Source organism: Gordonia sp. (in: high G+C Gram-positive bacteria) (genome assembly GCF_047602025.1).
GTDB lineage: Bacteria > Actinomycetota > Actinomycetes > Mycobacteriales > Mycobacteriaceae > Gordonia.
Map to the genome: position 1 here is coordinate 2,556,914 of NZ_JASGII010000001.1, position 15,236 is coordinate 2,572,149.

The following is a 15,236-nucleotide window of genomic DNA, read 5'->3' on the forward strand; positions in this document are numbered from 1 at the left end:
GCCGTCTTGTTACGAGGTCCGATCCGACCCGTTACAGGGTCTTGTTCAGCCGGGCCACCGCGTCGTCGTATTCACTCACCAGATCGGCGATCAGATCGGCCACCGGGGTGATCGCGTTCATGCGGCCGACGATCTGACCGGCGGGCATGGCGATGACGTCGGGGTCGTCCGACGCGGAGATCCGCGCGTGCGCCTCGCCGACGAGCAGGTTCTGCAGCGGCATGGGTAGCGGATCGGGGGCGTTCTCCGAATCCCAGGCGTCGGTCCACTTCGTCTTGAGCAGGCGGGCGGGCTTGCCGGAGTAGATGCGGCGGCGCACGGTGTCGCGCGAGGTCGCCTTCAGCAGCGCCTCCTGGACCGTCGACGGTCCGTCGCCGGTGGCGCCGAGCTTGTACTCGGCGGCGGTCAGCCAATAGGTGCCCATCCACACGCCCTGCGCGCCGAGCGCGAGGGCCGCGGCGACCTGGCGGCCGCTGCCCACGCCGCCGGCGGCGAGCACGGGCGCGGTGTCGCCCATGGCGTCGACGATCTCGGGCCACAGGATCATCGAGGTGACCTCACCGGTGTGACCGCCGCCCTCGTAGCCCTGGGCGATGACGATGTCGACGCCGGCCTGCACGTGGTTCATGGCGTGCTCCTTGGCGCCGGCCAGCGCGGCGACGGCGACCCCGTTCTCGTGGGCCACCTGGATCACGTCGTCGGGCGGCGAACCGAGCGCGTTGGCGATCAGCTTGATCTGGCCGTACTTGCGGGCGTGCTCCATGGCGACGTCGACGTGCGAGCGGGCCACCGAGTGCAGCCAGCCGAGGACGCCGGTGTTGATGCGGCTGCCGTCCGGCAGCGGCGGGACGCCCAGGTCGTCGAGGGTGCGCTCGACGAAGGCGCGGTGCTCCGGCGGGATCATCGCGTCGAGGTCGACCTTGGAACCCTCGGTCGGGATCTTCGCCGGCATAACGATGTCGACGCCGAACGGCTTGCCCTCGGTGAGTTCGTGCATGCGCTCGAGGACGGCGTCGAGCTCCTCGGCCTCGTTGAAGCGGACGCACCCGAGGACGCCGAGGCCGCCGGCGCGGCTGATCGCGGCGGCGACGTCCTCACTCGGGGTGAAGCCGAAGATCGGGTACTCGATGCCGAACTTTTCGCTGAGCTGGGTTTTCACGGGGGTTCCTGACGTTGGGGGGCTGGGGGTTCTAGGAGGCTTCGTCGGCCGGGCGGGACTCGGCAACCGACTGGGCCCAGCGGTAGTCGGGCTTGCCCGCCGGGGAACGCTTGATCTCGTCGACGAACCACACGCTGCGCGGCACCTTGTAGCCGGCGAGCTCGGCCCGGGACGCCTCGCCGAGCGATGCCAGGGTCGGGCGGGCGCCGTCGCGGGTGGCGACGACGGCGGCCACCCGCTGGCCGAAGCGCTCGTCGGGGACGCCGACGACGGACACGTCGAACACGTCGGGATGCGCCTTGAGGGCGGCCTCGACCTCTTCGGGGAAGACCTTCTCGCCGCCGGTGTTGATCGACACCGAGCCGCGGCCGAGCATCGTGATGGTGCCGTCAGACTCCAGCGTCGCGAAGTCGCCGGGCAGCGAGTAGCGGACGCCGTCGTAGACGACGAAAGTTTTGGCCGACTTCGCCGGGTCGTTGTGGTAGCGCAGCGGCACGTGGCCCGAGCGCGCGAGGACGCCGATCTCACCGCTGCCCGGCTCGACCGGGGTGCCGTCCTCACGGAGCACGTGGGTCTCCGGGTCGGCCTTGACCTGCGGGGCGCCGACGTGGCTCTGCCCCTTCTCGACGACGCTCATGCCGCCGAAACCGGTTTCCGACGATCCGATGGCGTCGATGACGACCGCGTTCGGGAAGGCGGTCACGTAGCGGTCCTTGACCGACGGGGAGAACAGCGCGGCCGACGAGGCGACCGACACCAGCGTCGAGGTGTCGAAATCGCCGGCCTCGTAGGCCTCGATCATTGGGCGGCCCATGGCGTCGCCGGTGATGAAGACGACGTTGACGCCGTGGCGCTCGATGACCCGCCAGGCCTCCTCGGCGTCGAAGTCGGGGTAGACGACGGCCTTGCCGCCGGCGAACAGCGACTGGAAGATCGCCCACTGCGAGCCGCCGTGGATGAACGGGGGGATCGGGAAGCGGACCAGCTGGCCGCCCTCCTTGCCGGTGTTGGCCATCTGCCACTCGTCGGCGACGGGCTCGCCGGAGTACCAGTCGATGCCGCCGCCGAGCACGCGCCACACGTCCTCCTGGCGCCACACGACGCCCTTGGGCTTGCCGGTGGTGCCGCCGGTGTAGAGCATGTACAGGTCGTCGTCGGTGCGCTCGGAGAAGTCGCGCTCGCCCGACGCGTCCGCCAGGGCCTCGGTGTAGCCGACGACGTCGACCTTGCTCGCCTTGTCGCCGGTGCAGGCCGCGGGGCCGCCCTTGCTGTCCTCGTCGGCGATGACGATGCGCTTGGTGATCTTGGTGTCGCAGTTCTGCAACGTGTTGCAGACGCGTTCCGTGTAGCGGTCCTCGTGGATCAGGACCTTCATGCCCGAGTCGGTGAAGATGTGCTCGAGCTCGGCCTCGACGTAGCGGTAGTTGACGTTGGCCATGACCGCGCGGGCCTTGAAGATGGCGAGCATCCCGATGACGGCCTCGATGGTGTTTCGGCTGTACAGACCCACTGCGTCACCCGGTTCGACGCCGGCGTCGACGAGGACGTGTGCGAGCCGGTTCGCCTGGTCCTCGAGTTCGGCATAGGTCAGCGAACGGTCGCCGGATTCGAGCGCGATGCGCTCGGGCATGAGGTCGACGGCGTGCTCGATCAGGTCGGCAATCGTATAGGCCATGGATAGAAACTAGAACGTGTTACTGTTTTCGGCAACCACTTCCGGGCAGGCCGACCGGCCCGGACAGCGGACCGCGCCTGGAGAAGGAGCCCACGATGGCCGATTGCCTCGTCGAGCAGCACGGACACGTCCTCGTCGTCACCATGAACCGCCCGGAGGCGCGCAACGCGCTGTCCACCGAGATGATGCGCATCATGGAGGAGGCCTGGGACCGGGTCGATTCCGATCCCGACATCCGCGTCTGCGTGCTGACCGGCGCCGGCGGCGCCTTCTGCGCCGGCATGGACCTCAAGGCCATGAACAAGAACTCCCCCGGTGACACCGCCGACAGCGGCGCGTGGAACCCAGCCAAGCTGCCCGCCCTGCTGAAGGGCCGTCGGCTGACCAAGCCGCTCATCGCCGCGGTCGAGGGCCCCGCCATCGCCGGCGGCACCGAGATCCTGCAGGGCACCGACATCCGCGTGGCCGGCGAGAGCGCCAAGTTCGGCGTCGCCGAGGCCCGCTGGGGCCTGTACCCGCTCGGCGGCAGCGCCGTGCGCCTGCCGCGCCAGATCCCGTACACGATCGCCGCCGACCTGCTGCTGACCGGCCGCCACATCACCGCCGCCGAGGCCAAGGAGTACGGCCTCATCGGCTACGTCGTGCCCGACGGCGGCGCGCTCGAGACGGCGATGGAAATCGCCGAGAAGATCGCCGCCAACGGCCCGCTCGCGGTACAGGCGATCCTCAAGACGATGCGCGACTCGGAGGGGCAACACGAAGAGGACGCCTTCGAGGCCGACGGCCGGGTAGGCCTCGGCGTGTTCAAGTCGGCCGACGCCAAGATCGGCCCCCGCGCCTTCGCCAACAAGGAGAAGCCGGTCTTCACCGGCGAGTAGGCCCGGTCAGAGGCGGTCGGCGACTCCGCCCCATTTGCCCAGTCGGCCCGCGATGTCCTCGTAGCGCGGCCCGATGACCCGGGGCACGGCGTCGAAGAAGCGGGCGTCGGGACCGATGAGCACTCGCGGCGCGTTGCGACGGATCCCGCGCACGATGGCCTTGGCCGCACCCTCCGGTGAAGTGACCGCAATCTTGTCGAACTGCGCACCGGCCTTGGCGATCTCCTCCGGGCTGTCACCCGCGCCACGACCGTTGACGACGATGTTGGTCTTGATGCCGCCGGGATGCACGCACGTGACGCCGACGTTGTGCCCGGCGATCAGCATCTCCTGACGCAGCGACTCGGTGAAGCCGCGCACGGCGAACTTCGCCGCGTTGTACGCGCTCTGACTGGGGATGCCCATCAGCCCGAACACCGACGAGACGTTGGCGATGTGGGCGTCGCCCGACGCGATGAGGTGCGGCAGGAACGCCTTGGTGCCGTTGGCGACGCCCCAGAAGTCGATGTTGAACAGCCACTCGAAGTCGTCCCAGGCCATGTCCTCGACCGTCGCGGACAGCGAGACGCCCGCATTGTTGACCACGATGTTCACGCGGCCGAAGCGATCCATGACCTCGTCGGCGTGGGCGTAGACCGCGTCGCGGTCGGCGACGTCGAGGCGGAACCCCGCGGCGCGCGCACCCACCTGCTCGCAGCGCTCCACCGTCTCGGCGACACCGGCCTCGTCGACGTCCGACAGCGCCAGAATCGCACCGCGGCCGGCGAGGTTCACCGCCAGCGCCCGGCCAATTCCGGAGCCCGCCCCGGTGATGACGGCTACCTTGCCCTCGAATTTCCGCACGACTTCCCCCTCGTCGGTGGTGGTTCGGCGATGTGCCGATCAGAACCGGAAGTATCGCATACCATCGGTAGCATGAACAGCGTCTTCACGCACAGCCCGCACGAGGGCTCGGACTACATCGGGGACGCGACAATCATCGTTCGCGGCACGGAGATCCCGGTACACGTCGAGATGCGCGGCTATCGCGAACCGATCGACGGTGTGTACCGGTGGATCGGCCGGGTGTCGCCCAACGAGCAGTTGGCCGAGGTCCTCGGCGACGCGCAGCGCACCACGATCACCGTGCGCACCGACCACAGCGCGCGACCGGCCGTGATCGGCGATCCCGATCCGTGGAACCGCTTCCGCATCATGGGAAAGAGCACGCCGCCGTACCACGTGCCGACCGAGCTGGCAGAAGTCGAAGCTGCCGACGAGTCGCCCTAGCCGGCGTAGACCGCGGCGAGGTTGTCGGCGATCGACGCGTCGAAGTCCAACGCGGCGCCGCCGTTGTTGGCCGCGGCCACCTGCAGCAGCGCCCGGATGTAGGGCTCGACCCGGTCGACGAAGCTGTCCACACTCTCGGTCGGCCCGTCATCGCCGACCCACCCGTCGGCCGCGAACACCACCGCACCCATGATCATCGCCGCCGCGGAGTCGAGCTGCCGCGGACGGGCGTCACCGTCCTCGTCACCGGGCACCAGGGCGGCCAGGAGGGTGGCGATGTCGGAGGCCATCGTCCGCGCGGTTTCGATCGCGTGGACGCTCGGCGAGGACGACGTGTTGCTGGTGGCGGAGAAGTTCAGCTGGAGATAGCGAAAGACGTTGGGGTGCTCGCCGACGAATTCGGCATAGCCCGAGATCCCCGCGCGGACCAGCTCGCCCAACGTGCCCGCAGTGAGCTGGGGCCCGGTGACGATCCGCTCGGTGAGCGCGTCCATGACACGGTCGTTGATGGCGTTGACGAGCGCCGACTTGTCCGTAAAGAAGCGGTACAGCGTCGGTTTGGGGATCTTGGCCTCGGCGGCGATCTCGCGCATGCTGACGTCGGGCCCGCGGTCGTCGATGGCACGGATCGTGGCGTCGACGAGGGTGCGCCGCATCTTCTTGCGGTGCTCGGCCCACCGTTCGGTGCGCGCGTCCGCCATGTCGCCCCCTCTCGCTGTCGGCTGATTCTGCCGACCCAGTATGGATCATGCGCGGAAACCTCGAAACCGGCCCACACGTCGTCGCGGTTAGCAATACTGGCGGTATCGGATACCGGAGGTAACACATGACGGTCGAGGAACTCCACCCCACCGACGTCGACCCCGACGCGCTCGAAGTCGACGTGCTCGTCATCGGCGCGGGCATCTCGGGAATCGGCGCCGCCTGCCGGCTGGCGCAACATCGCCCCGAACTCGACGTGCGGATCGTCGAACGTCGCCAGCGCATCGGCGGCACGTGGGACCTGTTCCGCTACCCGGGAATCCGGTCGGATTCGGACATGTTCACCTTCGGCTACGACTTCGCCCCGTGGACCCAAGCCAAGGTTCTCGCCGACGGCCCGTCGATCCGCGAGTACGTCGAGCAGACCGCCGCGCGGTACGGCGTCACCGACCGGATCGACTTCGGCATCACGGTGCGGCACGCATCCTGGTCGACCGAGGAGCAGCGGTGGTCCCTGCTCGCGACCGATGACACCGGCGCCGAGCGGCACTATGTCGCGAGGTTCGTCGTCGGTTGCACCGGCTACTACGACTTCGACCACGGCTACCGGCCCGAGTTCCCGGACGAGACCGCATTCCGCGGCACCATCGTGCACCCGCAGCATTGGCCCGAGGATCTGGACTACCGAGGCAAGCGCGTCGCCGTCATCGGCAGCGGCGCCACCGCGGTCACCCTCGTGCCGAACATGGCCGAGGACACCGCGCACATCACGATGATCCAGCGCTCCCCCACCTACGTCGTCCCACTGCCGGCGGTTAACAGGGCAGCCGCCGTCGCGATGCGGTTCCTGCCCGAGAAGCCGCTGTTCGCCGCCGTCCGCACGGCCGCCGCCGTCGGTGGCCGGGTGGTGTTCGGGGCGACGCGCACGTTCCCCGGCACGACCAAGCGCGCATTGACCCGGGTTGCGGCCGGGCGCCTGCGGCCCGAGATCGACATCAAGCACTTCACGCCGTCCTACAAGCCGTGGGACCAGCGGATCTGCGTCGTCCCCGACGGCGACCTGTTCAAGTCGCTCAACAGCGGAGCGGCCTCGATCGTCACCGGCACGATTGAGAAGTTCACCCCGACCGGGGTGCAGATGACCTCCGGCGAGCATGTCGATGCCGACATCATCGTCACCGCAACCGGCCTGAACGTGCAGTTCAACGGCGGTATCGATGTCCTGGTCGACGGCGAGCCGGTGGTCGTCGCCGACCGCCTGACTTACAAGGCCGTGATGCTCGAGGGCGTCCCGAACGCCCTGTTCATCTTCGGTTACACCAACGCGTCGTGGACGCTCAAGGTCGGCCTGGCGACCCACTACCTCACCCGGCTGCTCGGCTACATGGCCAACCGTGGCTACGGCGTCGTCGTGCCCACCGCCGACGGCGCTCCGACGTCGGACGAGACTGTGTTCGGCAGCCTGACCGCGGGATACGTCCTGCGCGCCGCCGACACCCTGCCGAAGCAGGGGCGCAGCGGGGTGTGGAAGGTCCGCCACGACTACGTCGCCGACTATGTGGCCCTGCGCCTGCGGCCGATCGCCGACGACGCACTGCACTTCACCCCGGCGAAGTCTCGTCGACGCGCACGGGTGAAGGGCTGACCATGGGCACCGAATTCTTCGAACCCACCACCACCGACGGCGGCCCCGTCTCCCGACGGCGATCCATCGTGGACCGTCAGGCGACCGCACAGCGCTTCCTGTTCGAGGCCGCCGAGGACTCCTACAACGGCGAACTCGACATCGCCTGGGATGCACCGCCCATCGACGGGCTGCCGTGGCTGCCGCCGACAATGGTCACCCTTCACGGCACCGAGCAGTGGACCGCGCTCTCGCCGGTGGAGCGCGACGACCTGTCGCGCCGCGAGCTCGTCGATCTCCTCACCCTCGCGGTCTACGCCGAGACCGTCCTGTCGATGTTGACCTTCCGCGACGTCGCCGAGCGCAGCGGCATCGCCGACGACCGGGCTCGGTGGATGCTCAAGTGTGTCGACACCCACGCGCGCAACATCACCATGTTCGGCCGCCTCGTCGACCTCACCGGACTGCCCGCCTACCGGCGCAAGAAGCTTGCGCGCCGCCTGGAGAAGTACACGCTGCTCGTGCCCAACGGCGCGACGACCGGCGCGGTGACGTTGATGCTGGAGGGCGCGCTGGCCGGCCTCATGCGCATGGCCGGCGACGGCGAGGTCCAGCCGCACGTCGCGCAGATCACCCAGATCCACCTGATCGCCAGCCGCCGACACCTCCGGTTCGCCCGGGAGGACCTGGTGGAGCGCCTGGCCGGGCGCGGTCCGGTGCGCCGCGCCGCCGCCTCTGTCGCCGGCGCCGGAGTCGTCACCGCCGTCGGCAGGCTGATGATCAATCCGGATGTGTACCGCGACATGGGCCTGCCCGTGCCCCGCGCGGTGCGCGCCGCGCGCACCTCCGACGCGCATCGGCATCGGATGGACGCCGCGTTCACCGACACCGTGCGCTTCGCGGCCGAGGCCGGCTTGTTCCGCGACCCGATGAGCCGATCGATGCTGCGGCGCGCCGGATTCCGGCGGCCACGATCTTGACAACGGGGACTGTGACGCAGGACACTGGTACCAGCGGTAGCCGATACCTCTGGTTCACGAGGGGAGAATCATGACCGTAGTGGACTCGACTGCGACCGAGGCGGCACGGGACCCGTCGGGGGGTCCCCGCCTCTACAAGGGCGCGGTCAGCACCACCAGCGTCGACGTCGGGGACCGGCAGAAGACCGCGCAACGCCTCCTGCGCTCCACGGCCGACCGCTCCTACGACGGCGAACTCGACATCGATTGGGACGCACCCATCGTCGAGGGCGCCCCGTGGATCCCGATTCATCGGCTCACCCTGCGCGGTACCGAGCACTGGGACAAACTCACCGACGAGCAGAAGCGACTGCTCACCATGTACGAGGCGGTCGCCGTCCTCTCCTACGGCATCTTTGCCGAGGTCGCACTCTCCACCAACCTCATGCGCGGCGTGCTGCGCAACCCGGGTTTCGTCGACGACCACACCCGCTATGCCCTCGCCGAGGTCGCCGAGGAAACCCGCCATTCGACGATGTTCGGCCGACTCATCAACAAGACCGGCCTGAAGCCGTACAAGCAGCCGAAGGCCGTGCTGAAGTTCTTCCGGTTCGTCGGCTTCGTCCCGATGGGGCCCGCGATCTACGCCGGCACGCTGCTGATCGAAGAAGTGCTCGACCGCCTGCAGCGCGAGGGGATGATGGACGAGACCCTCCAGCCCCACTTCCGCCAGCTGATGAAGATCCACATCCTCGAGGAGGCGCGGCACATCACCTACGCCCGGGAAGAGCTGGTGCGCTCGATCCAGGCCCGCGGCCGGATGTCCAACGCCGCCCACCGCGTCGCGTTCGCCCTGATGGTGAACTTCGTCCAAGAACAGATCATCGACCCGCGCGTCTACCGCTCGGTCGGGCTGAGCCCGTTGCGCGGCATGATCGACGCGCGCCGCTCACCGCAGTTCAAAGAGACGGGCCAGTTCATGGCCGGTCCGTTGCTCGAGTTCCTCTACGACGCCGGCATGATCAAGGGGCCGGTCACGACCCGCCTCTACAAGCTCTCCGGCGCCCTCCCGCCCGACCTGCGGGCCAAGGTCGACGCCGATCGGCGACGCTGACCCGTCATGTCCTCCCCCCGCTCCGCGGTTGCCACCGCGCCGGTCAGCCACGCCCATGAGCTCGAGATCGTCGAAGTCGTCGCCGAAACGCCCGACGCGATGTCGATCGTGCTCGACGTCCCCGAATACCTCGAGTCCGCGTTCCGCTACCACCCGGGGCAGTTCCTGACCGTCAAGATTCCGACGGATCGCCCCGGTGGCGCCGCCCGCAGCTATTCGCTGTCGAGTTCCCCGCATTTCGAGACGGATCTGGTGATCACCGTCAAGCGCACGCCGGGGGGCTACGGATCCAACTGGCTGTGCGACAACGCGCATCCGGGCGGGACGCTGACGGTCCTCACCCCGTCCGGCCACTTCACCCCGGCCGATCTGGACAACGACGTCCTACTCGTCGGCGCCGGCAGCGGCATCACCCCGCTGATGTCGATTGCGAAATCGGTCCTGATCGGCGGCAGCGGCACCGTCTACCTGCTCTATGCCAACCGTGACCCGCGGTCGACGATCTTCGGCCGCGAACTCACCTCGATGCTCGCCGAGTTCCCCACCCGGTTCGCCGTCGAGCACTGGTTTGAGAGCGAGCGCGGCCGTCCGACCGCCGATGGACTGACCCGCGCGCTCGAACTGTTCTCCGCCTACGACGCCTTCGTCTGCGGCCCGGCGCCGTTCATGTCGTTGGCGCGGGAGGCGTTGCGCCGCGTCGGCATCCCCGCCGGGCACATCGCGGTCGAGAAGTACCGCTCGCTCGAGGGCGACCCCTTCGCCGACGTCGTCGTGGCCCCGCCGAGCGCCGATGAGCACACCGCGACGGTGACGGTCACCCGGGCCGGGCAGACCGTCGAGTTGGCGTGGCCGCGCACGACCAAGCTGCTCGACCTGCTGTTGTCCCAGGGGTTCGACGCCCCGTACTCCTGCCGCGAGGGCGAGTGCAGTTCGTGCGCCTGCACGGTGACCTCGGGCGAGGTCAAGATGCTCAAGAACGACACCCTCGTCGACGCGGATCTGCGGGCGGGCCTGACCCTTGCCTGCCAGGCCGTGCCGATCAGCAGCGAGGTGTCGGTCGACTTCGATCAGTAGTTTCCTAGAACCTGTTACCGCCCTGGGAAACATTCATTGCGCTCGTCCTTGCGCGCCAATATTAGAACGTGTTCTAGTAGAGGTGTGAGTAAAAGCCCGATCGCCGATCCGGTCGCGGAGGTGCCCGCGCCCGCCACCAAGATCCTGTCCGCACCGCTGACGAACTCCTTCGACTACACCCGGTCGCTGGGCCCGGTGCTGTCCCCCTTCGCCCTCGCCCTGCGCGACGGCAAGATCCTCGGGTCCAAGGGCAGCGACGGCCGCGTCAGCGTCCCGCCCGTCGAGTTCGACGCCGGCACCGGCGCCCCGACCACCGACCTCGTCGAGGTCCAGCCCGTCGGCACGGTCACGTCGTGGTCGTGGGAGCCCAAGCCCGAGCCCGGCCACCCCCTCGACAAGCCCTTCGCGTGGGCGCTGATCAAGCTCGACGGCGCCGACACCGCGCTGCTGCACGCCGTCGACGCCGAGGACGCGTCGCAGCTGAAGACCGGCGCCCGCGTCGCCGCCGTGTGGCGCCCGGACCGTCGGGGCTGGATCAAGGACATCGCACACTTCACGCTCGCCGATGCCGCCCAACCGGCCCCGGCGAACACCGACGACACCGAGATCACCGGCAAGGACGGCAACGTCGTCATCACGACGCCGATCTCGATGACCATCGAGCACACCGCCACCGAGGAAGAGTCCTGGTACCTCGAGGGCCTCAAGGCCGGCAAGCTGCTCGGCGGCCGCGTCACCACCGGCGAGGTCTACTTCCCGCCGCGCCAGGTCAGCCCCGCCGACGGGTCGCGCACCACCGACCGCGTCGAGGTCTCCGACCACGGCACCGTCACCACCTTCTGCATTGTCAACGTGCCCTTCATGGGCCAGCAGATCAAGCCGCCCTACGTCGCGGCCTACGTCCTGCTCGACGGCGCGGACATCCCGTTCCTGCACCTGATCCTCGACTGCCCCGCCGAGGACGTCCGCATGGGCATGCGGGTCAAGGCCGTCTGGCGGCCCGAGGAGGAGTGGGACTACACGTTGCGCAACATCAGCCACTTCGCGCCGAGCGGTGAGCCGGACGCCGACTTCGAGTCGTACCGAGACCACCTGTAGGCGAAGGAGATACCCACCATGAGCAGTTCAACCCTGCCCCGCATCGCCGTCATCGGTTTCGCGCACAGCCCCAACGTCGCCGAGACCACCGGCACCACCAACGGCGTCGAGATGCTGATCCCGTGTTTCGACAAGCTCTACGGCCAGCTCGGCATCACCCGCTCCGACATCGGCTTCTGGTGCAGCGGATCGTCCGACTACCTGGCCGGCCGCGCGTTCTCGTTCATCTCGGCCATCGACTCGATCGGCGCCGTGCCGCCCATCAACGAGTCGCACGTCGAGATGGACGGCGCCTGGGCGCTGTACGAGGCCTGGGTGAAGATCGCCTCCGGCGAGGTCGACACCGCCCTGGCCTACGGCTTCGGCAAGGCCTCCGCCGGCGATAGCGATCTGACCCTGGCGCTGCAGACCGACCCGTACACCGTCGCACCGCTGTGGCCGACCGCGTACGGCCTGGCCGGCCTGCAGGCGCGCGCCGGCATCGACGCCGGCAAGTGGACCGAGGCCGACATGGCGGCCGTCGCTTCGCGCTTCACCGGCGACTCCGTCGACAAGCTGCTCAAGGCCGACTACGTCGCCGACCCGCTGCGCCCGCATGACATCGCGCCGTACGCCGACGCGGCGGCCGCGGTCATCCTCGCCACCGAGGAGAAGGCCCGCGAGCTGGTGGACAACCCGGCCTTCATCACCGGCTGGGACCACCGCATCGACTCCCCCAACTTCGGCGCGCGGGACCTCACGGTCTCCCCGTCGACGAAGCTCGCCGCCGACACCGCGTTCGGCGATCAGTCGCGCGACGTCGACGTCGCCGAGATCCACGCGCCGTACACGCACCAGGAGTTGATCGTCCGCGACGCCCTGGGCATCGGCGAGAAGACGAAGATCAACCCGTCCGGCGGGGTGCAGGGCGGCAACGCCCTCTTCTCGGCGGGCCTGCAGCGGATCGGCTACGCCGCCACCGCGATCCTGAGCGGCGAGGCCGGCAGCGCCGTCGCGCATGCGACGAGCGGTCCGATGCTGCAGCAGAACATGGTCGTGACCCTCAAGGGAGACAAGTGATGGCACGCAACAGGGCCGCGGTGCTGGGCACCGGGCAGACGAAGTACGTGGCAAAGCGCACCGACGTCACGATGTCGGGCATGGTCCGCGAGGCCATCGACCGGGCGCTGACGGACTCGGGCGTCAGCATCGACGACATCGACGCGATCGTCATCGGCAAGGCCCCCGACTTCTTCGAGGGCTCGATGATGCCGGAACTGGCGATGGCCGAGGCGCTCGGCGCCGTCGGCAAGCGGCTGATCCGCGTGCACACCGCCGGTTCGGTGGGCGCGTCGACGGCCGTCGTCGCCTCGTCGCTGGTGAAAGCGGGCGTGCACCGACGCGTGCTGGCCGTCTCGTGGGAGAAGCAGTCGGAGTCGAACGCCATGTGGGCGCTGTCGATCCCGGTGCCGTTCACCATGCCGGTCGGCGCGGGTGCCGGCGGCTTCTTCGCCCCGCACGTGCGCGCCTACATCCACAACTCGAAGGCGCCCGAGCACATCGGTGCGATGGTCGCGGCGAAGGACCGGCGCAACGGCGCGAAGAACCCCCTCGCCCACCTGCACCAGCCGGACATCACCGTCGAGAAGGTCATGGCCTCACAAATGCTGTGGGACCCGATCCGGTTCGACGAGACCTGTCCGTCGTCGGACGGCGCGTGTGCCGTCGTGATCGGCGACGAGGCCGCGGCAGACGACAACGTCGCCGCGGGCCGTCCCGTCGCCTGGATCCACGCGACGGCGATGCGCACCGAGCCGCTGGCCTACGCGCACCGCAACGTGGTCAGTCCGCAGGCTGGCCGCGACGCGTCGGCAGCACTGTGGCGCGACGCCGGCATCACCAACCCGCTCGAGGAGGTCGACGCCGCGGAGATCTACGTTCCCTTCTCGTGGTTCGAGCCGATGTGGCTGGAGAACCTGGGCTTCATGCCGGAGAACGAGGGCTGGAAGCTCACCGAGGCCGGCGAGACCGAGATCGGCGGCAAGCTGCCGGTCAACGCCTCCGGCGGTGTGCTGTCGTCGAACCCGATCGGGGCGTCGGGCATGATCCGCTGCGCCGAGGCCGCCATCCAGGTCATGGGCAAGGGCGGCGACCACCAGGTCGACGGCGTCCGCAAGGCCTTCGGCCACGCCTACGGCGGCGGTTCGCAGTACTTCTCCATGTGGCTGCTCGGCAAGGACAAGCCGGAGAACTAGCACCACTCACGACGAAGCCCTCCCGGGATCACCCGGGAGGGCTTCGTCGTTGCGTGCCGTCCTACTGGCCCGGCGGCCTGTTCGGGTTCACACCGCCCTGCGGACCCTGCGGCGGCGGGAACGGCTGCTGCTGGGGGTGCGGGGCGCCCTGCTGCGGGTACGCCTGCGGGGGCGGGCCCTGCGGCGCCGGCGGCTGCTGCGGGAACTGCGGCTGGGGGCCGAACGGCTGCGGGCCGCCCGGGGCGTTGCCGAAGGGCGGGGCGCCGAACTGCGGACCGGCCATGGCGGGCTTGCGCTTGGAGCGCAGCACCATCATGACGATCAGTCCGAGGAGCAGCAGGCCGACCAGTCCGCCGACGACGGCGGCGATCAAGCCGAACGGGGAACCGGAGCCCTTCGTCGGGTCGGCCAGGTTCACCCCGTTCTGCGTCAGGAAGGCGCGCAGTCCGGGGATGTCGCTGACCGTGTTGGCGCTGGCGTCCGAGCTGCTCGCCGGCTGGAAGTTGTTCACGATGCCGACGACCTCGCCGCGCTCGTTCAGCGCCGGTCCGCCGAGATCGCCGCTGGACAGCTGCGGGGAGAACTGCGTCTGGGTGACGCCCTTGTCGGATACCGGACGGGCGACCACGGTGCCGGCCTTGCCGCTCGGCTCGGGCATCGGGTTGGTGGTCGTGATGGTTTCGTCGGGCAGGCCGAACACGGTGATCTTCTGGCCGATCTCCGGCGGCGTCGGCGCCAGGCGCAGGAAGGGCAGGCCGGTCTTCGGCTCGGACAGCCGGATCAGCGCGTTGGAGCTGGCGCCGAGCACCCAGTCCTCGACCTTCACCACGAGCGCCGGCGCCCAATCGGTGATCGTGGCCGACTGCGAGACCTGCTTGACCCAGACCTTGCGCTCGTAGAGCGAGTCGGGGTTCGCCTCGTTCGCTCGGACCGTCCAACCGGCATCGTTTGCAATGTCGGTGGTGCGGTCGACGTCGGCGTCGGAGAAGGTGCCCTTGGCGGTGGCGCGGATGATCTGCCGGCGCAGCGTCTTGGTGCTGCGGCTCATGCAACCGGTCGTGGTGGCGATCGACGACTTGTCGTCGACGAAGAAACCCTGGCACAGCATCGGGATGTCGACCGGGCTGGTCCACGCCGCCTTGCCGCCGTCGGGGTCCGGGATCAGCATCTGCGCGGTCAGGACCGTCTTGATCGCGACCGTCGCGTTCACGACGTCCTGGTCGACCAGGTGGGGTTCCGCCGCCGCCATGGGCGCGGTCGCCGTCACCAGTGCGCCAACCGCCGCGGCGATGCCCGCGAGTCGTGTCAGCCGAGATGCCATGTCAATCCTCCTCGTAGCCGTCGAATCCGCAGGTCATGCGTGCGAATACCGGCCTATGGACGATATCAAGCACCGGGTCCATGCACGCGGAAGCATCAGTCGCTCGACGTACGCGCCGCGGACCGATCG

14 protein-coding genes are annotated in these 15,236 nt (G+C 69.0%); 9 read left to right on the forward strand and 5 right to left on the reverse strand.

Annotated features, from left to right (window positions below):
* Positions 1 to 31: 31 nt before the first annotated feature.
* Complete coding sequence (locus tag QM728_RS12870) at positions 32 to 1,159, reverse strand: NAD(P)H-dependent flavin oxidoreductase (RefSeq protein WP_415032402.1); 1,128 nt, start codon at positions 1,157 to 1,159, stop codon at positions 32 to 34.
* 31 nt (positions 1,160 to 1,190) lie between these two features.
* Positions 1,191 to 2,834 (reverse strand): acyl-CoA synthetase, encoded by a 1,644-nt coding sequence (locus QM728_RS12875; protein ID WP_415032403.1) that lies wholly within the window; start codon positions 2,832 to 2,834, stop codon positions 1,191 to 1,193.
* Positions 2,835 to 2,929: 95 nt separating this feature from the next.
* Between QM728_RS12875 and QM728_RS12880 the strand changes: the two genes are divergently transcribed.
* Positions 2,930 to 3,712: a crotonase/enoyl-CoA hydratase family protein gene (locus tag QM728_RS12880; RefSeq protein WP_415032404.1), complete on the forward strand. Its 783-nt coding sequence runs from the start codon at positions 2,930 to 2,932 to the stop codon at positions 3,710 to 3,712.
* A 6-nt stretch (positions 3,713 to 3,718) separates the two neighbouring features.
* Here QM728_RS12880 and QM728_RS12885 read toward each other — a convergent pair whose 3' ends face one another.
* Positions 3,719 to 4,555: an SDR family NAD(P)-dependent oxidoreductase gene (locus tag QM728_RS12885; RefSeq protein WP_415032405.1), complete on the reverse strand. Its 837-nt coding sequence runs from the start codon at positions 4,553 to 4,555 to the stop codon at positions 3,719 to 3,721.
* 72 nt (positions 4,556 to 4,627) lie between these two features.
* On the opposite strand from QM728_RS12885, the gene QM728_RS12890 reads away from it, so the two are divergent.
* A complete protein-coding gene (locus tag QM728_RS12890; RefSeq protein WP_415032406.1) occupies positions 4,628 to 4,981 on the forward strand; it encodes a DUF4873 domain-containing protein in 354 nt (117 codons plus the stop codon).
* Here the strand turns inward: QM728_RS12890 and QM728_RS12895 are convergent.
* On the reverse strand, positions 4,978 to 5,682 hold the full coding sequence (locus QM728_RS12895; RefSeq protein ID WP_415032407.1) for a TetR/AcrR family transcriptional regulator: 705 nt from the start codon (positions 5,680 to 5,682) through the stop codon (positions 4,978 to 4,980). The two genes, QM728_RS12890 and QM728_RS12895, sit on opposite strands and share 4 nt — an antisense overlap.
* A gap of 125 nt (positions 5,683 to 5,807) precedes the next feature.
* Between QM728_RS12895 and QM728_RS12900 the strand changes: the two genes are divergently transcribed.
* From QM728_RS12900 to QM728_RS12930, 7 genes are all read left to right on the forward strand, one after another.
* Positions 5,808 to 7,328, forward strand: coding sequence for a flavin-containing monooxygenase (locus tag QM728_RS12900; protein WP_415032408.1), 1,521 nt, complete (start codon positions 5,808 to 5,810; stop codon positions 7,326 to 7,328).
* A gap of 2 nt (positions 7,329 to 7,330) precedes the next feature.
* Positions 7,331 to 8,287: a diiron oxygenase gene (locus tag QM728_RS12905; RefSeq protein WP_415032409.1), complete on the forward strand. Its 957-nt coding sequence runs from the start codon at positions 7,331 to 7,333 to the stop codon at positions 8,285 to 8,287.
* Between the two features lie 70 nt (positions 8,288 to 8,357).
* A complete protein-coding gene (locus QM728_RS12910) occupies positions 8,358 to 9,380 on the forward strand; it encodes an AurF N-oxygenase family protein (protein ID WP_415032410.1) in 1,023 nt (340 codons plus the stop codon).
* A 6-nt stretch (positions 9,381 to 9,386) separates the two neighbouring features.
* Positions 9,387 to 10,454, forward strand: a complete 1,068-nt coding sequence (locus QM728_RS12915; RefSeq protein WP_415032411.1) for a 2Fe-2S iron-sulfur cluster-binding protein — start codon at positions 9,387 to 9,389, stop codon at positions 10,452 to 10,454.
* 84 nt (positions 10,455 to 10,538) lie between these two features.
* On the forward strand, positions 10,539 to 11,552 hold the full coding sequence (locus QM728_RS12920; protein WP_415032412.1) for a Zn-ribbon domain-containing OB-fold protein: 1,014 nt from the start codon (positions 10,539 to 10,541) through the stop codon (positions 11,550 to 11,552).
* Positions 11,553 to 11,570: 18 nt separating this feature from the next.
* The gene (locus QM728_RS12925; protein ID WP_415032413.1) at positions 11,571 to 12,611 is read left to right on the forward strand and encodes a thiolase domain-containing protein; all 1,041 of its coding nucleotides are present in this window, start codon (positions 11,571 to 11,573) and stop codon (positions 12,609 to 12,611) included.
* Positions 12,611 to 13,786: a thiolase domain-containing protein gene (locus QM728_RS12930; protein WP_415032414.1), complete on the forward strand. Its 1,176-nt coding sequence runs from the start codon at positions 12,611 to 12,613 to the stop codon at positions 13,784 to 13,786. Before QM728_RS12925 ends, QM728_RS12930 begins: the two co-directional genes overlap by 1 nt.
* Before the next feature lie 61 nt (positions 13,787 to 13,847).
* On the opposite strand, the gene QM728_RS12935 is transcribed toward QM728_RS12930, so the two are convergent.
* Positions 13,848 to 15,107: a S1 family peptidase gene (locus tag QM728_RS12935; protein ID WP_415032415.1), complete on the reverse strand. Its 1,260-nt coding sequence runs from the start codon at positions 15,105 to 15,107 to the stop codon at positions 13,848 to 13,850.
* Positions 15,108 to 15,236 lie beyond the last annotated feature (129 nt).

Bases quoted from the DNA above. Each gene is read 5' to 3' on its own strand.
- QM728_RS12875 (WP_415032403.1), bottom strand. From the start codon at position 2,834: ATGGCCTATACGATTGCCGACCTGATCGAGCACGCCGTCGACCTCATG.
- QM728_RS12880 (WP_415032404.1), top strand. From the start codon at position 2,930: ATGGCCGATTGCCTCGTCGAGCAGCACGGACACGTCCTCGTCGTCACC.
- QM728_RS12890 (WP_415032406.1), top strand. From the start codon at position 4,628: ATGAACAGCGTCTTCACGCACAGCCCGCACGAGGGCTCGGACTACATC.
- QM728_RS12895 (WP_415032407.1), bottom strand. From the start codon at position 5,682: ATGGCGGACGCGCGCACCGAACGGTGGGCCGAGCACCGCAAGAAGATG.
- QM728_RS12900 (WP_415032408.1), top strand. From the start codon at position 5,808: ATGACGGTCGAGGAACTCCACCCCACCGACGTCGACCCCGACGCGCTC.
- QM728_RS12905 (WP_415032409.1), top strand. From the start codon at position 7,331: ATGGGCACCGAATTCTTCGAACCCACCACCACCGACGGCGGCCCCGTC.
- QM728_RS12910 (WP_415032410.1), top strand. From the start codon at position 8,358: ATGACCGTAGTGGACTCGACTGCGACCGAGGCGGCACGGGACCCGTCG.
- QM728_RS12915 (WP_415032411.1), top strand. From the start codon at position 9,387: ATGTCCTCCCCCCGCTCCGCGGTTGCCACCGCGCCGGTCAGCCACGCC.
- QM728_RS12925 (WP_415032413.1), top strand. From the start codon at position 11,571: ATGAGCAGTTCAACCCTGCCCCGCATCGCCGTCATCGGTTTCGCGCAC.
- QM728_RS12930 (WP_415032414.1), top strand. From the start codon at position 12,611: ATGGCACGCAACAGGGCCGCGGTGCTGGGCACCGGGCAGACGAAGTAC.
- QM728_RS12935 (WP_415032415.1), bottom strand. From the start codon at position 15,107: ATGGCATCTCGGCTGACACGACTCGCGGGCATCGCCGCGGCGGTTGGC.